Origin of the sequence: Psychrobacter sp. UBA6739 (genome assembly GCF_002453835.1) — a bacterium.
Classification (GTDB): Bacteria; Pseudomonadota; Gammaproteobacteria; order Pseudomonadales; family Moraxellaceae; genus Psychrobacter; species Psychrobacter immobilis_A.
This window is the reverse complement of the sequence record NZ_DKHR01000015.1, coordinates 60,535-74,964: the sequence shown is the minus strand read 5'-3', so window position 1 is coordinate 74,964 and position 14,430 is coordinate 60,535. Positions and strand designations below refer to the sequence as shown.

The following is a 14,430-nucleotide window of genomic DNA, read 5'->3' as shown; positions in this document are numbered from 1 at the left end:
TAAAGACAGTTATAAAACCATTGAGGAGAAGTGAGCAATGTACAATGTAATGGCGATAGGCAACGCATTGGTTGACCATGAATATGTATTGTCAGATGCGGCGCTAGAAGAGACTGATTTGACCAAAGGCAATATGACGCTGGCAGGTATCGACGAGCAACAGCAATTGTTGGCGTATTTTAAGCTGGCAGAAATTGCACCATCAAAGCAGGCTGGTGGTGGCTCAGCGGCTAATACGATGTATACCTTTGCCAGTTTAGGCGGCAAGCCATTTTATGCGTGCCGCGTTGGTGATGATCAACAAGGCGAGTTTTATCTCAAAGACTTACATGAAGCAGGCGTTGCAACTTCAGAGAAATCTATCCATGCAGGCGGAGTAACGGGTTCATGTGTGGTCGCAGTCACCGAAGATGGCGAGCGCACCATGCAAACTTATCTCGGTACTTCAAGCGAAATCACCGCAGAAAATGTCGATTTTGATGCGCTGACACAAGCTGACTGGTTATATATAGAAGGCTACTTGGCCATGACTGAGAGTATTCAGCCTGCCATGACTCAGTTGCGTCAACAAGCAGGGATTCATTCTGCAAAAATTGCCGTAAGTTTTGCTGATCCTGCCGTGGTGAAGTTTGCTAAAGACGGTTTACTCAATATGCTGGGCAATAAAGTGGCAGTGATATTCTGTAATAGTGAGGAAGCCAAACTCTTTACGGACAAAAAACAAGTCAAGGCAGCCGCACGCGCACTGCTGGAGTATTGCCAGACGGCAGTCGTCACTGATGGTGCCAATGGTGCAACGATCGCCCATAAGGCTGATGATAAATCAGAGATTGAGATTTATGAAGTTGCTACACCAATCGTTACTAATGTCATTGATACCAACGGTGCCGGTGATAATTACGCAGGAGCATTTTTATACGCGTTGTCGCAGCACTATAGCTTGCCTGAATGTGGTCGTCTTGCCAGCGAAGTGGCGGCGCAGGTGATTCAACAGTTTGGACCACGATTGGCCTCACAAGATTATAGAGATATTGCAAAGCGTGTACTATCTGCTTAACTTATAAAAATCTGTCATTGCCGATAACAAAAAAAGCCCATATCAATTGATATGGGCTTTTTTGTTATTAATCATGAGACAAATTATTCAGTTCACATTACTCAGTTCACATTACTCAGTTCAATAGAAAGCGTTTAGTACTAAGCCGAGGCTAATGCTTGCGCAAGATCCGCTTTGATATCTTCAATGTGTTCGATACCAATCGATAGTCGTACCATATCAGTACTCACACCTGCATTGGCGAGCTCTTGCTCATTGAGCTGGCGATGCGTCGTCGTCGCTGGATGACAGGCTAGTGATTTGGCATCACCGATATTAACCAAACGAGTAATCAATTGCAGCGCATCGATAAAGCGCGCACCTGCTTCTAGACCACCTTTGACTCCAAAGGTCAAAATAGCAGATGGCGTACCTTTCATATACTTCTTAGCAAGCTCATGCTCAGGATGATCTGGCAAACCTGCATATTTCACCCAAGCAACTTTATCATGGTCACGCAGATATTCCGCAACGGCTTGCGCGTTCTGTACATGGCGCTCCATACGTAGACTCAATGTCTCCATACCCTGCAAAATACCAAAAGCATTGAGCGGGCTAAGTGCCGCGCCCGTATTACGTAGTGGCGCCACGCGAGCACGAGCGATAAAGGCTGCTGCGCCCACGTCTTTGACAAAGTTCACACCGTGATAACTGTGATCTGGCGTGTTCAATAACGGGAAACGCTCAGGATAGTCGCCCCATGCGAATTTACCACTATCGACAATCGCCCCACCAATCGAGGTTCCCGTACCACTCATATACTTGGTCAACGAATGAATGACAATATCCGCACCAAACTCAAAAGGACGGCATAGCGCAGGCGTTGCAACCGTACTATCAATCACGACTGGCACACCATATTCGTGAGCGATATCACTTAATGCCTGAATATCTACGATATTGCCCAATGGATTACCGATACTTTCGGCAAAGACCATTTTGGTTTTGTCATCAATCAAATCACGAATCGCCTCAGGGTTTTTGTGGTCAAAGAAGCGGACTTCGATGCCTTGACGTGGCAACGCATGGGCAAACAAATTATAAGTACCACCATACAAGGTCGACACAGCAACGATATTATCGCCCGCTTCACAGATGGTTTGAATCGCATAAGTGATGGCTGCCATGCCAGATGCTACTGCAAGGGCACCGATACCGCCTTCGAGCGCCGCGACGCGTTCCTCCAACACGGCATTGGTCGGGTTCATAATACGGGTATAGATATTGCCTGCAACTTTTAGATCAAACAAATCAGCACCATGCTGAGTGTTATCAAAGGCGTACGAGCTGGTGTGATAAATGGGCACTGCGACCGCTTTAGTCGTTGGCTCAACGCTGTAACCGGCGTGAATCGCCAAGGTTTCAAGACGTTGAGGAGTCGCTGATTTTTGGGCTGTTTGCTGGGCTGCTTGTTCATCACTCATCATATATTCCTTTATTTCGATAAAAGTTATTAATCAATAAATGACTAATCAATAAATTATTAATCAACAATATGTCACTGAAAATTCAGCTAAAAAACAATCTACCAAATCATAGCAATAAAAAAAGCCAAGTTCATCAAAACTTGGCTTTTTAATTAAAATAACTCTTCAGACATTACTTAACGCTTTGGCTTTTACTGAGATTTCTATTTATAGTAAGCGTTTTCTGTACGGGTATGATCGGTTTCATCAATCACTTGGGTCAGCTCTGGAATTTGTTGTTTCAGCTGCACTTCAACGCCTTGACGTAAGGTCATGTCAACGGCTGAACAGCCTTGGCAACCACCACCAAACTTCAATACCGCAGTCAGACCAACGCCTTCTTCATCAATCAGTTCAAGCAACTGTACGTCGCCACCATGCGCCGCTAAGCCGGGATTAATCTCTGACTGCAATACGTAGTTGATACGCTCTTCGACACTGGCATCCGCACCCACTTTAGGCACTTTAGAATTTGGTGCACGGAAGGTCAGCTGACCACCAAAACGGTCTTTATTATAATCAATCACCGCATCCTCTAAATAAGGAACGGACGCCGCTTCGATAAAGGCAGAAAAACTGTCATACGTAAAACGTAGGTCAGCGCTATCCTCTTCGCCCGGTTGGTTATAAGCCATACAGCACTCTGCACGCGGCGTACCTGGATGCTCAACGAAAATACGCACGCCGATACCATCGGTATCCTGCTTGGATAACAAATCTGCTAAGTAGCTTTGGGCTGACTCAGTAATAGTAATATTGCTTTTTGCTACAGTTTGCTCAGTATCTAGCGCTGATTCATAGTCTGCTGACTGGTCTAGTTGGCTCTCAGCTTGGTTGTGCTCACTCATAATATGTCCTATGCGTTATGACACAAACGCTATATCTGTCATGGCTACTGTGTCGTGAATTTAAAATCAGGTAGCGGGTATAAGTTATGCGGGTTATCAATCATTACGGTCTGTTGTCTTAAAATGTTGACTGCCGTTGTTATAACATTTTGCTCAATTTATAGCAGCTATTATAACGTACTCAGCCGACAATTCCGACTGCGCTACTGTGAATTAAACCAAAATGCTCACAAATGACTGCTATCGGTTTTATCAATGCGTTATTAATAATGACCAAATAGTTACGATAAATAGCGCTTATCTAATGATTGATATATCCCCTACTATATAAAGACAGCTACCGTGATTATCAAGCACCTAGAACACTAACTAACCACCTACTTTCTTCCGAATACTATGGCATGTCTAACACTGTGTGAAACCATACAACCAAAGCACTTATCATGCTTGCTATTTTCTAGCGCTAGTTTTAGATCTATTTACAAGGTAAAGTGTATTGTCCTAAATATCTTCTTATAGGTTTACTTATTGATCATTATATTAGGCATTCTTGTTGCCCTTATTATAGTCGTCGCGCTTTTAGTACCGGAGGGTGTTGACTATACCAAAGCTGTAAAAGAAATTATGTCTCGCTATATCAAAATTCATGTAGCGTTGGTATTTTTTCGTAATCCATTACTCCAGTTGATATTCTTTTATATTGACTATAGAGATCGCTTAGATATCGAAGAAAAGAGGATGTTCAAACGTTATTTTATAACGCAATTTTTTAGCATCTTTATATTTATTACTATAATTTTCATTGTTAAACATTACATTTAAGCTAGCAGAAACTTCATATTTTAGTTGAATCAATCTTATGATGACACAAACACTGAATCTAGTAACGACCAAAGACGACGAACAAATCGCCGTTTGGAAGATTGTGGATAATACAAAAGACGAAACAAAGAGCGATACCTCTACCACCAATACCTTTGCCATAAAATCGCAAAACATATTTTTGACGCACGGCACGTTTTCGGACAAACAAACCTGTTTGAAAATCGCTGAGTATCTAGCCCGCCTCGGTCATCATTGCTACATCATGGAATGGCGCGGTCATGGCGCAAGCTCAATACCCAAAGAAAAATTCAATTTCGAAACGGTTGCAACCTATGACTATGAAGCGACTTTTCGCTACCTTTTTGAGGAATTAAAACTCGATAATCTACATTGCGTCACCCATAGCGGCGGCGGGGTTGGCTTAACGATGTTTTTGATCCAGTATCCCTGCTATATCGATAAGATTAATAGCGCCAGCATGTTTGCCTGCCAAGCTTATGGCGCTGCAATAAATCCGATAAATCATACTAAAATTCTTGTAGCAAAATTATTCACGCGGCTGGTTGGCTATATCCCTGCTAAAAAAATCAAGCTAGGGCCTTTTAATGAAAGCTATCATATGATGAACCAGTGGTACGACTGGAATCTACAAAAAAACTTTAACAGCAGTTTTCTTAAGCAACGTACATTTAATACAGCCAGCATGGATACATTCGCCGCTGATGATGCACCTTTAGACTACCGGCAACAGATGCCAAAAATCACGATACCTATCTATGCTATCAGCGCAAAAGGCGACAATTTCATCTCCCCTACTCGTGGTTGTCAGCTGTTTTTTGAACCCTTTAAAAACCCTGCCAATATTTTTCGAGAATACTCGCTCAGCCATGGAGACTTGGACGATTATACGCACAGCCGCATTATGATCAGTCGCAATGCGGCGACAGAGATTTGGCCAACAGTTACCGCGTGGATTGAGCAGCATGCCCGTTAAAATAGCGGTGCAGTTGTAGCCTAACTACAGCATGGTACGGACTATAACCAAAAACCGCACGCCTCTAAACATCTTTATACTTGTCAGCGAGTGATGGGCTGTGTCAGTATTGGCGTCATTACTTTTTACTCAATAAATTTTAACCAATGAAATATCCGTAGTAGGAAAGTGGCGTATATGAGCGAATCATCAGAGCAAAGTTCAGCTAAAGACAATAAACACTATCGTTATTTGGTTTTTATCGGGCGTTTCCAGCCCTTCCATCGTGGACATAAAGCGGTTATCGACGAAGCATTAAAGCGTGCTGATAATGTCATTATGTTGATCGGCTCTGCTAACTTACCGCGTAGTTTACGCAATCCATTCAGCGTCGCTGAGCGTGCTGCCATGATTAAAGGCGCATATTCAGCAGCAGAAGCAGCACGTATTCACTGCGTTGCTCTAGATGATGCACTCTACAACGACACGCGCTGGCTACAGTACGTGCAAGCAGGCGTGAAGTCTGTCACTGGTGATTTGCAAACTGATATCGGCTTGATTGGTCATTCCAAAGACAGCTCCTCATATTATTTATCGCTATTCCCCAACTGGGCGTCCGTCTCAGTACCGAGCTATCACAATCTATCCGCCACCCCAATTCGTGATAGCTATCTAATGGGCGCGACCCCGACTCCTGAACGCACGCCTGAGTCGACGCGCAAGGTTTTGAATGACTTCAAAAAGACAGACGAATATCAAAATCTGCACGAAGAAGCGGACTTTATTGATAAATATAAAAGACAGTGGGAATCAGCGCCTTATCCACCAACCTTTATGACAGCAGATGCTCTGATTGTCCAGTCAGGACATATTCTATTGGTTGAGCGCCGCAGCATGCCAGGGCGCGGACTGTGGGCATTACCAGGCGGCTTTTTAAATCCAAAAGAGACCTTATTCGATGCCTGTATCCGTGAGCTACGTGAGGAGACTCGCCTAAAAGTCCCTGAACCAGTATTGCGCGGCTCTTGTCATAGTCAGCATACCTTTGATGACCCATATCGCTCAGCACGTGGTCGTACAATTACCCAAGCCTTTTACTTTCAACTTAAAAATGACCCAAAAGGCTTGCCAAAAGTGAAAGGCGGCGACGATGCAGCCACGGCTTTTTGGCTACCACTCGCTGAGCTTGACGCCACCATGATGTTTGAAGACCATTATGCGATCATTACTAAAATGGTTGGTTTGTAGGATTTTATCAGGCGATTATCCGATTTTTCATTAACAATTTTCCACGCCCAAGCTGATAGACAGCAAGGGCTAACCGCCGTAACTGTTCTTTCATTAACGCAGCTACGGCATCTCAAAGCAGAGGAGTTCTGTGATGTATACCAGCAATTTAAACAATTTAATTCTAAATAGCGACAGCTACAAAACCTCACATTGGGTGCAATACCCAAAAGGTAGTGAGTACCTGTCCAGCTATATTGAGGCGCGTAAAGGCGACTACGATGTGGTGTTCTTTGGCTTGCAAGCCTTTATTAAGGAATACCTTAGTACACCAATCACTCATCAAGACATTGATGAAGCCGAAATGGTCATTCAAGCACATGGTTTGACTTTTAACCGTGCTGGCTGGGAGCGTTTGGTTGATAAACATGGCGGTTATTTACCACTACGTATCGAAGCCATCCCTGAAGGCAACATCGTACCCGTGTCCAATGTGGTCTGCCAAGTTATCAACACTGATCCTGAGTTTTATTGGCTACCAAGCTATATCGAAACGGCGCTACTCCGTGCCATTTGGTATCCATCAACCGTCGCTAGTGTCTCGCATTACTGCAAAGGCATTATTCGTCAGGCGTTAGAAAAATCTGCGGACAATACCGAATCGCTCACTTTTCGTTTGCACGATTTCGGCTCGCGCGGGGCATCTAGTCAAGAGTCTGTCGCGCTCGGCAGCTTAGCGCATTTGGTGAACTTTGCTGGAACCGATTCGATGACAGCGTTGGTGGCTGCCAGCCGCTGGTACCACATGGATAAAGACATGCCCGCGTTTTCTATTCCTGCCGCTGAGCATAGCACCATGACCGCGTGGGGTCGTGATGGCGAAACCGCTGCTTTTGCCAATATGATTGAGCAGTTTGGCGGCGTAGGTAAAAGCTTCTCAGTGGTCTCTGACAGCTACGACTTATGGAACGCCATCGATAATATCTGGGGCGGCAGCTTAAAAGATGATGTGAAAAATATGGGCGGGACTTTGGTTATCCGACCCGATAGTGGTGAGCCTGCCAAAGTGGTTCGCGAAGCCTTAGAGCGCTTGGCAGTAAAATTTGGAACAACGATTAATAGTAAAGGCTATAAAGTGCTGCCTGATTATGTACGTGTCATCCAAGGGGATGGCATTAGCCCACAAAGCTTAACTAAGATCATTGATGTGGTCATGAAAGCAGGCTTTAGCGCAGATAATGTAACATTTGGTATGGGCGGTGGTCTATTACAACAAGTCAACCGCGACACCATGAGCTGGGCGATGAAAGCCAGTGCTATCTCTATCGATGGCACATGGACAGACATCTATAAAGACCCGATTACCAGCCGCTCAAAACGCTCAAAGAAGGGACGTTTGGCGCTGGTCAAAAACAGCAATGGACAGCTAAAAACCATCAAGGCTGAAGACCTATCTGCAGACGCAGATAACCTACTGCGTGATATTTATGTCGATGGTAAATTATTAATTGAAGACAATCTCACCACTATTCGGGAGCGTGCAGGATGGTAGCAATATGATAAATAGCAATAAAATCGCCTCGGTGGCAAGAGATGTACTGCTTGCTCCTATTTATCTTTATCAAGGGCGCAAAATTAAGCGTGATACGGTACGTCTACCTGAGCCAAATGGCGAAAGGCACGGGCAAGTTCAATTAAATGACGCGATTGAATCGCTAAAGGAAGCGCACAAGCGAACATTAAACCTAATGGTCGTTGGCGATTCGGCAGCGGCTGGGGTCGGTAGTGAGACGCAGCAAGAGGCGCTTGTCGGTAACTTAATTCCTGTTTTGACGCAGCAGTCTGCTATCCACAACCAGTTTGATATACTGAACTGGTCATTGCAAGCGACGACGGGGCATACCAGCTTTGATATCTTGCGTAGACTTTATGTTCTACCCGCGCCTAGCCAGCCTGTTGATGTGATGGTACTAAGTGTCGGCGTTAACGACACCACCTCTAAAGTCTCTGTGGATAAATGGCAACAGCAAATTGAAAGTATTATCGCTATCGCTCAGCGTAAATTTGGCGTGCGAGAGTTGATTTTTTTAAGCCTGCCGCCGATGGCACAAATGCCTGCGATACCTGCCCCGCTGAGTAACTTTGTGGGTGCTAAAGCCTCTATCCTTGATAAGACATTGCAGCAAGTTTGCGCCGCTCATGATAGTGTCACCTACATGGCCACTGACTTTCCAAGAATGATAGCAGAGCATTCGAACGGTACTCCAATCGATATCAAAGTGATGTTTGCCAGTGACGGTTTTCATCCTAGCAGCCTCATGTATGGCTATTGGGCGCAGCAATTGTCAGAGTTGATTATACAGTTACTGAACCCTTCCGATGCTGAGTTGACTGATTAAAAACCATTGAGCCGTTACTTCTAAAAATCTAAACAAAAAAAAACCGCTGAATAGTCAGCGGTTTTTTTTGTTCTTAATACTATAGCTGTGCATGTTTGAGAAAACACATGCTCAAAATAATATCACGCAATAGGTGTGAATTATTCTGCAGCGTCAGTATCAGCAGCTTTCTTACGGCCACCAAATGCACCAAAACGTTTGTTGAAGCTAGCAACACGGCCTTCAGTAGAAGTTTTGCGTTGTTCGCCAGTATAGAATGGATGCGACGCACTTGAGATATCAAGTGGGTAGTATGGATATTCTGACCCTTCGTATTCACGAGTGGTTTTGGTTTTAACGGTTGAACGAGTTAAGAAAAACACGTCAGCGTTAGTGTCATGGAATAAAACTTCTTGGTAATTAGGATGGATATCTTTACGCATAATAAACTCTCTATGTCCGATGTATGTATAACACTCTTGAACACCATCTTAGACGATGTGTCAAACAAGTCATGACATACGTAACTGAGGCACTAAGGACATTGATAAGTATGGCAGCTGCGTCACTGGCTTATTCCAGCACCCAACACCATTCCTCTGCTCACTTAGCCTTTCCCCAGCGGGAAAATCAAAACGCGATTTTAACGGTTTTTACCGCTAGACGCAAGCAGCAGTTGTGAGTGATATATGTGATAAGTTGTCACCAAAATCTCTATTTTGTTGAGAGGGATACGCTATGTAAGTATAATATTAAATTAGTTTAAATAACCAATAAATATCTTAAGTTTAGATTTAGTTAATAATTATTTTTGATGTTAATCATTTGTTAATGATGATGGATACTGTCTGATGTCGCCTCATTAATCAAGCACCCACTATTTATAAACACTCAATAAGGACAATATAATGATAAATACTGTTATGAAGAATAGCGCAAAAGCCCTGTTTATCAGCTCAGCACTGGCACTCACCACTGTTGCAGGTGCGGCATTACCTAGTCAATGGCAATTAGACGACTCGCACACCCGTGTGGGGTTTTCTGTCAATCATTTAGGATTTTCGACCACCATGGGTCATTTTAACGACGTCAAAGGGGTCGTAAATTACGACGTCAAATCACCCAGTAAAACCAATATGAGCTTCACCATTGCAACCGATAGCATTGACACCAATTGGGATGCACGTGATGAGCATTTAAAAAAGGCTGAATTTTTTAACGTCACTAAATATCCAACCATGACCTTTAAATCAACCAGCGTAAAATTTATAAATCCGCAACAAGCCAAGGTCACAGGTGACTTTACTATGTTAGGTCAAACCAAACCATTAACTTTGGATGTGACTTTGAATAAAATCGCCAACAGCCCTCTTACCAAAGAGCCCGTTATTGGCTTCCGTGCAACGGGTAATATTGATCGCGCAGCCTATGGTATGACAGCTTTCGCAGATGGTATTACCACCGATGTCCCGATCCAAATCGATGGTGAGTTGATAGAGAAAAAAGCGCAAACCAACAAAAAATCTAAATAAGTCTAATTTTAGTCAAGCACAAATCGCTACTTCCTCTACATACTCTAAAAAAAAGCAGCCATCATAGTGGCTGCTTTTTTGACAATAATGAATCAACTCACTCGACATTTATATATATTCAATAAATCGCATAAATACTTTCCATTTGCTTGTTAACCTCAGTTTTTATTGTTATATTCATATATACGGATTTACGAATATAAAACATAACGCTGAGGGAGCAGAAAGATGGATACAGTACAGGTAGACTTTGCCGAGATAAATACTGAATGGGATAAAAACATCGCTGATTATCACTTTGATATTTATCACTTATCTGGTTGGATTGCTGCATCAGCTATTGTCGATAAAGGCACTCCTCAAGGAGTGATTGCCACTTATAACAATAAAAAAATATTTTTAACTCTCATTATAAGAGAACTCGACTCAGAGCATTGGGATGCGACTTCTACTTATGGTTACGGCGGTCCTGTCATGGACAAGTCTCTCACTGATGCCGAATTAGACATAATATTGGCAGAAGTAAGGGGCTTTCTCTTAGCAAAAGGCTGTGTGTCTTTATTCATGCGACTGCATCCAATCATCAATAAAGAGTGGCTACCAACGGTCGGCAAAGCACTCACTCATGGATTGACATTGATGTCTGACTTGAGTAAATCTGAAGAGGAGCACTGGAGCGAGACTCAAAATCGTCATCGTAGAGGCATTAAAAAAGCCTTAAAAATGGATGTCGTGACAAAAATTGAGCGTTTAACCAGAGAGAATGCAGTGATGTTTTCCAATATTTACAAAGAAACGATGGCGCAGGTGAAGGCAGATCAGTACTACTTCTTTGATGATGATTACTTTTTTAATCTGCTCGAAAATTTGCAAGACAGAATACTACTGATAACTGCCTATCAGGATAATAAAGCGATTGGTTCTTCTATCTACACCATCTGTAAAGAATCGGGCATTATGCAATTTCATCTCGGAGGCACGCTCAACGCTTATACCCATCTACAACCTTCCAAACTCATTACCCATGTGGCTCGTGATTGGGGCCGAACCAATCATTATAAATTACTGCATCTTGGCGGCGGCGTAGGCTCTAATCTAGATTCTTTATACGAGTATAAAAAAGGGTTTAGCTCACAAGAGTTATTATTCAAAACTTATAGACTCGTCGTTAATCCAGCAAAATACGCAGCATTAGTCGCTGATAGCTGGTTCACCGAAAATGATTTACGCTCCGACTTTTTCCCTTTATATAGAAAAGAGCCTACTAAAGAAACTATCTTGGAGACTGAACAAGCTGAAGCTTTGGCAGATATTTGATCGCGTTATTTTACGATTCTAATCATTCAAGCCAATAAAAAAGCAGCCATTACGATGGCTGCTTTTTTGATGCTAATTGTCTTTCATTTCGGTAGACAATGGGCTTACTTTACTTAGTTTTGACGATATGCCAAACGCCCAGTTTATTGTCGCCATCTTTATCGCCCACCTTTGTATCATTGGCGTAGAAATATAACGGCTTACCATTTACCGCCCATTGATACTTGCCATCTTCGCGTTGAAATGCTGCAAACTGCCCTGACGCTTTGGCATTACTCGGTGCCATGAATGCTGGCCAAGCAATTAGACAGGCACTACCACACTCTGATTTGTTCATCCCATCTTTGTCAAAGGTATATAAGGTCATGTGATTGCTTGCATCGACTAACATGCCGTTTTTACTCGCGACTGGCGCGGTATTTTTATTGGTGGCTTGTACATCATGCATGCCAGAATCATCATTGCCGAATACATTGTTTAATGTAGTACAACCAGTAAGCGTTAAAACACCGGTGAGAGCCGATAATATAAGCATACGTTTCATAATAACTTCCTTGTCATTTTGATTGTGATTATGATTGTCATCATAAATTTCTATTTGGATTTTTCTCATCGTCAGACGATTTAAACGGCAAAAAAAACCTACCGCTGACTTCAAGCAGTTTTAATATAGCATATGCAACAGCGCAGTCGTTTCTATCCATATATAAATTTACAAAAGCTTATGTATTTGCAAATTGGGTAAACTGGCATAGCCATTGCTATCAAGCGCCATAGCCATTCATTGACAAAACTCACCTATCTACTTACGTATTTGCCATCATATTGGTTGTCATTTTTCGTAGAATACTCTATACACATTAAGAATTACTACACAATGCTAAATATGACCCTTGCTGCTTCATATGCATATTGAACTTGACGTCCTTTGCACGCATATCAATAGTTATAAATGGTTTAGAACAACATCCATTAGGACAATTTTTTTAAAATAAGATTTTAGAATAAAACATTTAACAAATACACCGAGCATGACCTGCTGTAACTGCTATTAAGGATATAACAACGACAATGACTCACTCTTTCATTAAAAACCCAGTGAAAAACCAAGCGCACTCTGCCAAACGTGTCGGTATTCTTGGTGGTGGTACGGCAGGAGCAACCATTGCTATTCGCCTTGCGGCATTGGGGCTTGAAACTTACGTATTTGAAAAAAACAAATCGCTGATTGATGGTCCACCGATGTGTCACTTGCATGCTGGCGGCAATCTATACCGCGAAATTCCTGATGAAGATTGTGTGGCTCTTCTCAAACAATGTATCGATATATTGCGCCTTTATCCTTATACCATCGATGTTCGCCCAACAGTATTTGCCGTACCAACTCGCGATGAAGGCTTGCCAGAAGACTTGCTACCACGTCTAGATATCTTGACTGATGCGTATCGTAAGCTTATCGCCGAAGATGCTAATAACAAAATGTTGGGCGAACCTGAAAACTATTATCAGCTTTATAGTCATGAGCAACTCATTGCGCTGTCAGAACGTGAACAAGTCACTGTGCCGCGGTCGATTGATGAATGGATGATACCAGTCGCTAAGTATTTGGACTTAAATAAAGTCAAGTTTCCACTGATTGTCGTGCAAGAGTACGGCTGGAATATTTTTCGCTTGGCGGCCTCTGCGCAATTGGCATTAGCAGATTATGAGCATGCACACGTCTTTACCGATACACAGGTTAAGCAAGTCATGCCTGTTGATTGTGAAAATTGCTCAAACGCAGACCATCATGTCACTAAATGGCGTATTGATTATCAACGAGCTGCCAGCTCTGAAACTAAGCTTACAACCGAATCTGAGACCAAAAATACAATTGAATCTATCGAAGTGGATTATTTAATCAACGCGTGCGGTTTTCGTACTGGCGTCATCGACGATATGGTCGGGGTCAAAGTCACGCGTATGGTCGAGTTTAAATCGTCTTATATTACCCACTGGGATAATACCGGCGGACAGATACCAGAGATTATCGTTTATGGCAGTCGCGGCACACCAGAAGGCATGGCACAACTCACACCTTACCCCGGTGGTTATTTTCAAATACATGGCATGAGCAAATTTATCACGCTATTCAATGATGGCTTGGTCGCCTCTAGCAAAGACAGCGCCCAACCTAAGCTGCCGCCGCAGTATGTGCACTATATCGAAGATGGCTGGGATAAGGCACCGTTACAAGCGCGTAGTCAGCAAGCGATTGACTATGTAGCGGAGTTTGTACCGACCTTCCATAGCGCACGTACGGTCGGTAACGCGCTATATGGTGGGCAGCAAATTCCCGGTGAAGACGATACGCTGCGAGTGGCTGATGTAAGCTTGTACTCTAATATTCGCTATGCTCGTGCGGAAAACGTCAAAGCATCCTCGACTTTGATTGCTGCCGATCAAATCGTTGATGAATTGACTGAACTTGGCTTAATCGATCATGACACGCCAGCCAACCGCAATCGTTATGCTCATAATTGGGCGTATTTGACAAAACACGATAGCGTGGCAATTGATGAAGTCGCGCGCACACTCGCTGAGCAACGCGGCTTTCCATTAGCTATGGCTGATGTGAATCACGGTATTGATGAGACACCTTTAGATGATTTAAACGTTGATAATGATTCAAGTGCTACTGAGATTTAACAAACGTTCTATTAAAAATTGAAAAAAAAGGAGAGAACGGCTAACAATCAGCCTTTCTCTCCTTTTTTATGGATAAAGCA

The 14,430-nt window shown here is 43.0% G+C and carries 12 protein-coding genes; 8 read left to right on the top strand and 4 right to left on the bottom strand.

From position 1 onward, the window contains the following. Window positions 1–37 precede the first annotated feature (37 nt). The gene (locus B2575_RS03750; protein WP_201554850.1) at window positions 38–1,057 is read left to right on the top strand and encodes an adenosine kinase; all 1,020 of its coding nucleotides are present in this window, start codon (window positions 38–40) and stop codon (window positions 1,055–1,057) included. A gap of 140 nt (window positions 1,058–1,197) precedes the next feature. Here B2575_RS03750 and B2575_RS03745 read toward each other — a convergent pair whose 3' ends face one another. Both B2575_RS03745 and nfuA read right to left on the bottom strand, forming a co-directional pair. Next, window positions 1,198–2,520 (bottom strand): O-acetylhomoserine aminocarboxypropyltransferase/cysteine synthase family protein, encoded by a 1,323-nt coding sequence (locus B2575_RS03745; RefSeq protein ID WP_296240214.1) that lies wholly within the window; start codon window positions 2,518–2,520, stop codon window positions 1,198–1,200. A 206-nt stretch (window positions 2,521–2,726) separates the two neighbouring features. Next, on the bottom strand, window positions 2,727–3,410 hold the full coding sequence (nfuA, locus tag B2575_RS03740; RefSeq protein ID WP_045455268.1) for a Fe-S biogenesis protein NfuA: 684 nt from the start codon (window positions 3,408–3,410) through the stop codon (window positions 2,727–2,729). A gap of 859 nt (window positions 3,411–4,269) precedes the next feature. Here nfuA and B2575_RS03735 point away from each other — a divergent pair. The 4 genes from B2575_RS03735 to B2575_RS03720 all read left to right on the top strand — a co-directional run bounded on the left by B2575_RS03735 (window position 4,270) and on the right by B2575_RS03720 (window position 8,834). Further along, window positions 4,270–5,229: an alpha/beta fold hydrolase gene (locus tag B2575_RS03735; RefSeq protein ID WP_296240210.1), complete on the top strand. Its 960-nt coding sequence runs from the start codon at window positions 4,270–4,272 to the stop codon at window positions 5,227–5,229. 177 nt (window positions 5,230–5,406) lie between these two features. Next, complete coding sequence (locus B2575_RS03730) at window positions 5,407–6,456, top strand: bifunctional nicotinamide-nucleotide adenylyltransferase/Nudix hydroxylase (protein WP_055125886.1); 1,050 nt, start codon at window positions 5,407–5,409, stop codon at window positions 6,454–6,456. 133 nt (window positions 6,457–6,589) lie between these two features. Beyond that, entirely contained in the window at window positions 6,590–7,987 is a 1,398-nt protein-coding gene (locus tag B2575_RS03725) for a nicotinate phosphoribosyltransferase (protein WP_296240208.1), read from the top strand. Window positions 7,988–7,991: 4 nt separating this feature from the next. Next, window positions 7,992–8,834, top strand: a complete 843-nt coding sequence (locus B2575_RS03720) for an SGNH/GDSL hydrolase family protein (RefSeq protein ID WP_296240206.1) — start codon at window positions 7,992–7,994, stop codon at window positions 8,832–8,834. Between the two features lie 140 nt (window positions 8,835–8,974). Here B2575_RS03720 and B2575_RS03715 read toward each other — a convergent pair whose 3' ends face one another. Then, complete coding sequence (locus B2575_RS03715; protein WP_011281173.1) at window positions 8,975–9,256, bottom strand: type B 50S ribosomal protein L31; 282 nt, start codon at window positions 9,254–9,256, stop codon at window positions 8,975–8,977. 465 nt (window positions 9,257–9,721) lie between these two features. Here B2575_RS03715 and B2575_RS03710 point away from each other — a divergent pair, with 465 nt between their 5' ends. Then, on the top strand, window positions 9,722–10,345 hold the full coding sequence (locus B2575_RS03710) for a YceI family protein (protein WP_296240204.1): 624 nt from the start codon (window positions 9,722–9,724) through the stop codon (window positions 10,343–10,345). Window positions 10,346–10,573: 228 nt separating this feature from the next. Continuing rightward, complete coding sequence (locus B2575_RS03705; protein WP_296240203.1) at window positions 10,574–11,662, top strand: peptidoglycan bridge formation glycyltransferase FemA/FemB family protein; 1,089 nt, start codon at window positions 10,574–10,576, stop codon at window positions 11,660–11,662. 109 nt (window positions 11,663–11,771) lie between these two features. On the opposite strand, the gene B2575_RS03700 is transcribed toward B2575_RS03705, so the two are convergent. Beyond that, on the bottom strand, window positions 11,772–12,206 hold the full coding sequence (locus B2575_RS03700) for a hypothetical protein (RefSeq protein ID WP_045447953.1): 435 nt from the start codon (window positions 12,204–12,206) through the stop codon (window positions 11,772–11,774). A 527-nt stretch (window positions 12,207–12,733) separates the two neighbouring features. Here B2575_RS03700 and B2575_RS03695 point away from each other — a divergent pair. After that, a complete protein-coding gene (locus B2575_RS03695; protein WP_296240201.1) occupies window positions 12,734–14,350 on the top strand; it encodes an FAD-dependent oxidoreductase in 1,617 nt (538 codons plus the stop codon). Window positions 14,351–14,430: the final 80 nt, after the last annotated feature.

Bases quoted from the DNA above. Each gene is read 5' to 3' on its own strand.
- B2575_RS03750 (WP_201554850.1), top strand. From the start codon at position 38: ATGTACAATGTAATGGCGATAGGCAACGCATTGGTTGACCATGAATAT.
- B2575_RS03745 (WP_296240214.1), bottom strand. From the start codon at position 2,520: ATGAGTGATGAACAAGCAGCCCAGCAAACAGCCCAAAAATCAGCGACT.
- nfuA (WP_045455268.1), bottom strand. From the start codon at position 3,410: ATGAGTGAGCACAACCAAGCTGAGAGCCAACTAGACCAGTCAGCAGAC.
- B2575_RS03735 (WP_296240210.1), top strand. From the start codon at position 4,270: ATGATGACACAAACACTGAATCTAGTAACGACCAAAGACGACGAACAA.
- B2575_RS03730 (WP_055125886.1), top strand. From the start codon at position 5,407: ATGAGCGAATCATCAGAGCAAAGTTCAGCTAAAGACAATAAACACTAT.
- B2575_RS03725 (WP_296240208.1), top strand. From the start codon at position 6,590: ATGTATACCAGCAATTTAAACAATTTAATTCTAAATAGCGACAGCTAC.
- B2575_RS03720 (WP_296240206.1), top strand. From the start codon at position 7,992: ATGATAAATAGCAATAAAATCGCCTCGGTGGCAAGAGATGTACTGCTT.
- B2575_RS03715 (WP_011281173.1), bottom strand. From the start codon at position 9,256: ATGCGTAAAGATATCCATCCTAATTACCAAGAAGTTTTATTCCATGAC.
- B2575_RS03710 (WP_296240204.1), top strand. From the start codon at position 9,722: ATGATAAATACTGTTATGAAGAATAGCGCAAAAGCCCTGTTTATCAGC.
- B2575_RS03705 (WP_296240203.1), top strand. From the start codon at position 10,574: ATGGATACAGTACAGGTAGACTTTGCCGAGATAAATACTGAATGGGAT.
- B2575_RS03700 (WP_045447953.1), bottom strand. From the start codon at position 12,206: ATGAAACGTATGCTTATATTATCGGCTCTCACCGGTGTTTTAACGCTT.
- B2575_RS03695 (WP_296240201.1), top strand. From the start codon at position 12,734: ATGACTCACTCTTTCATTAAAAACCCAGTGAAAAACCAAGCGCACTCT.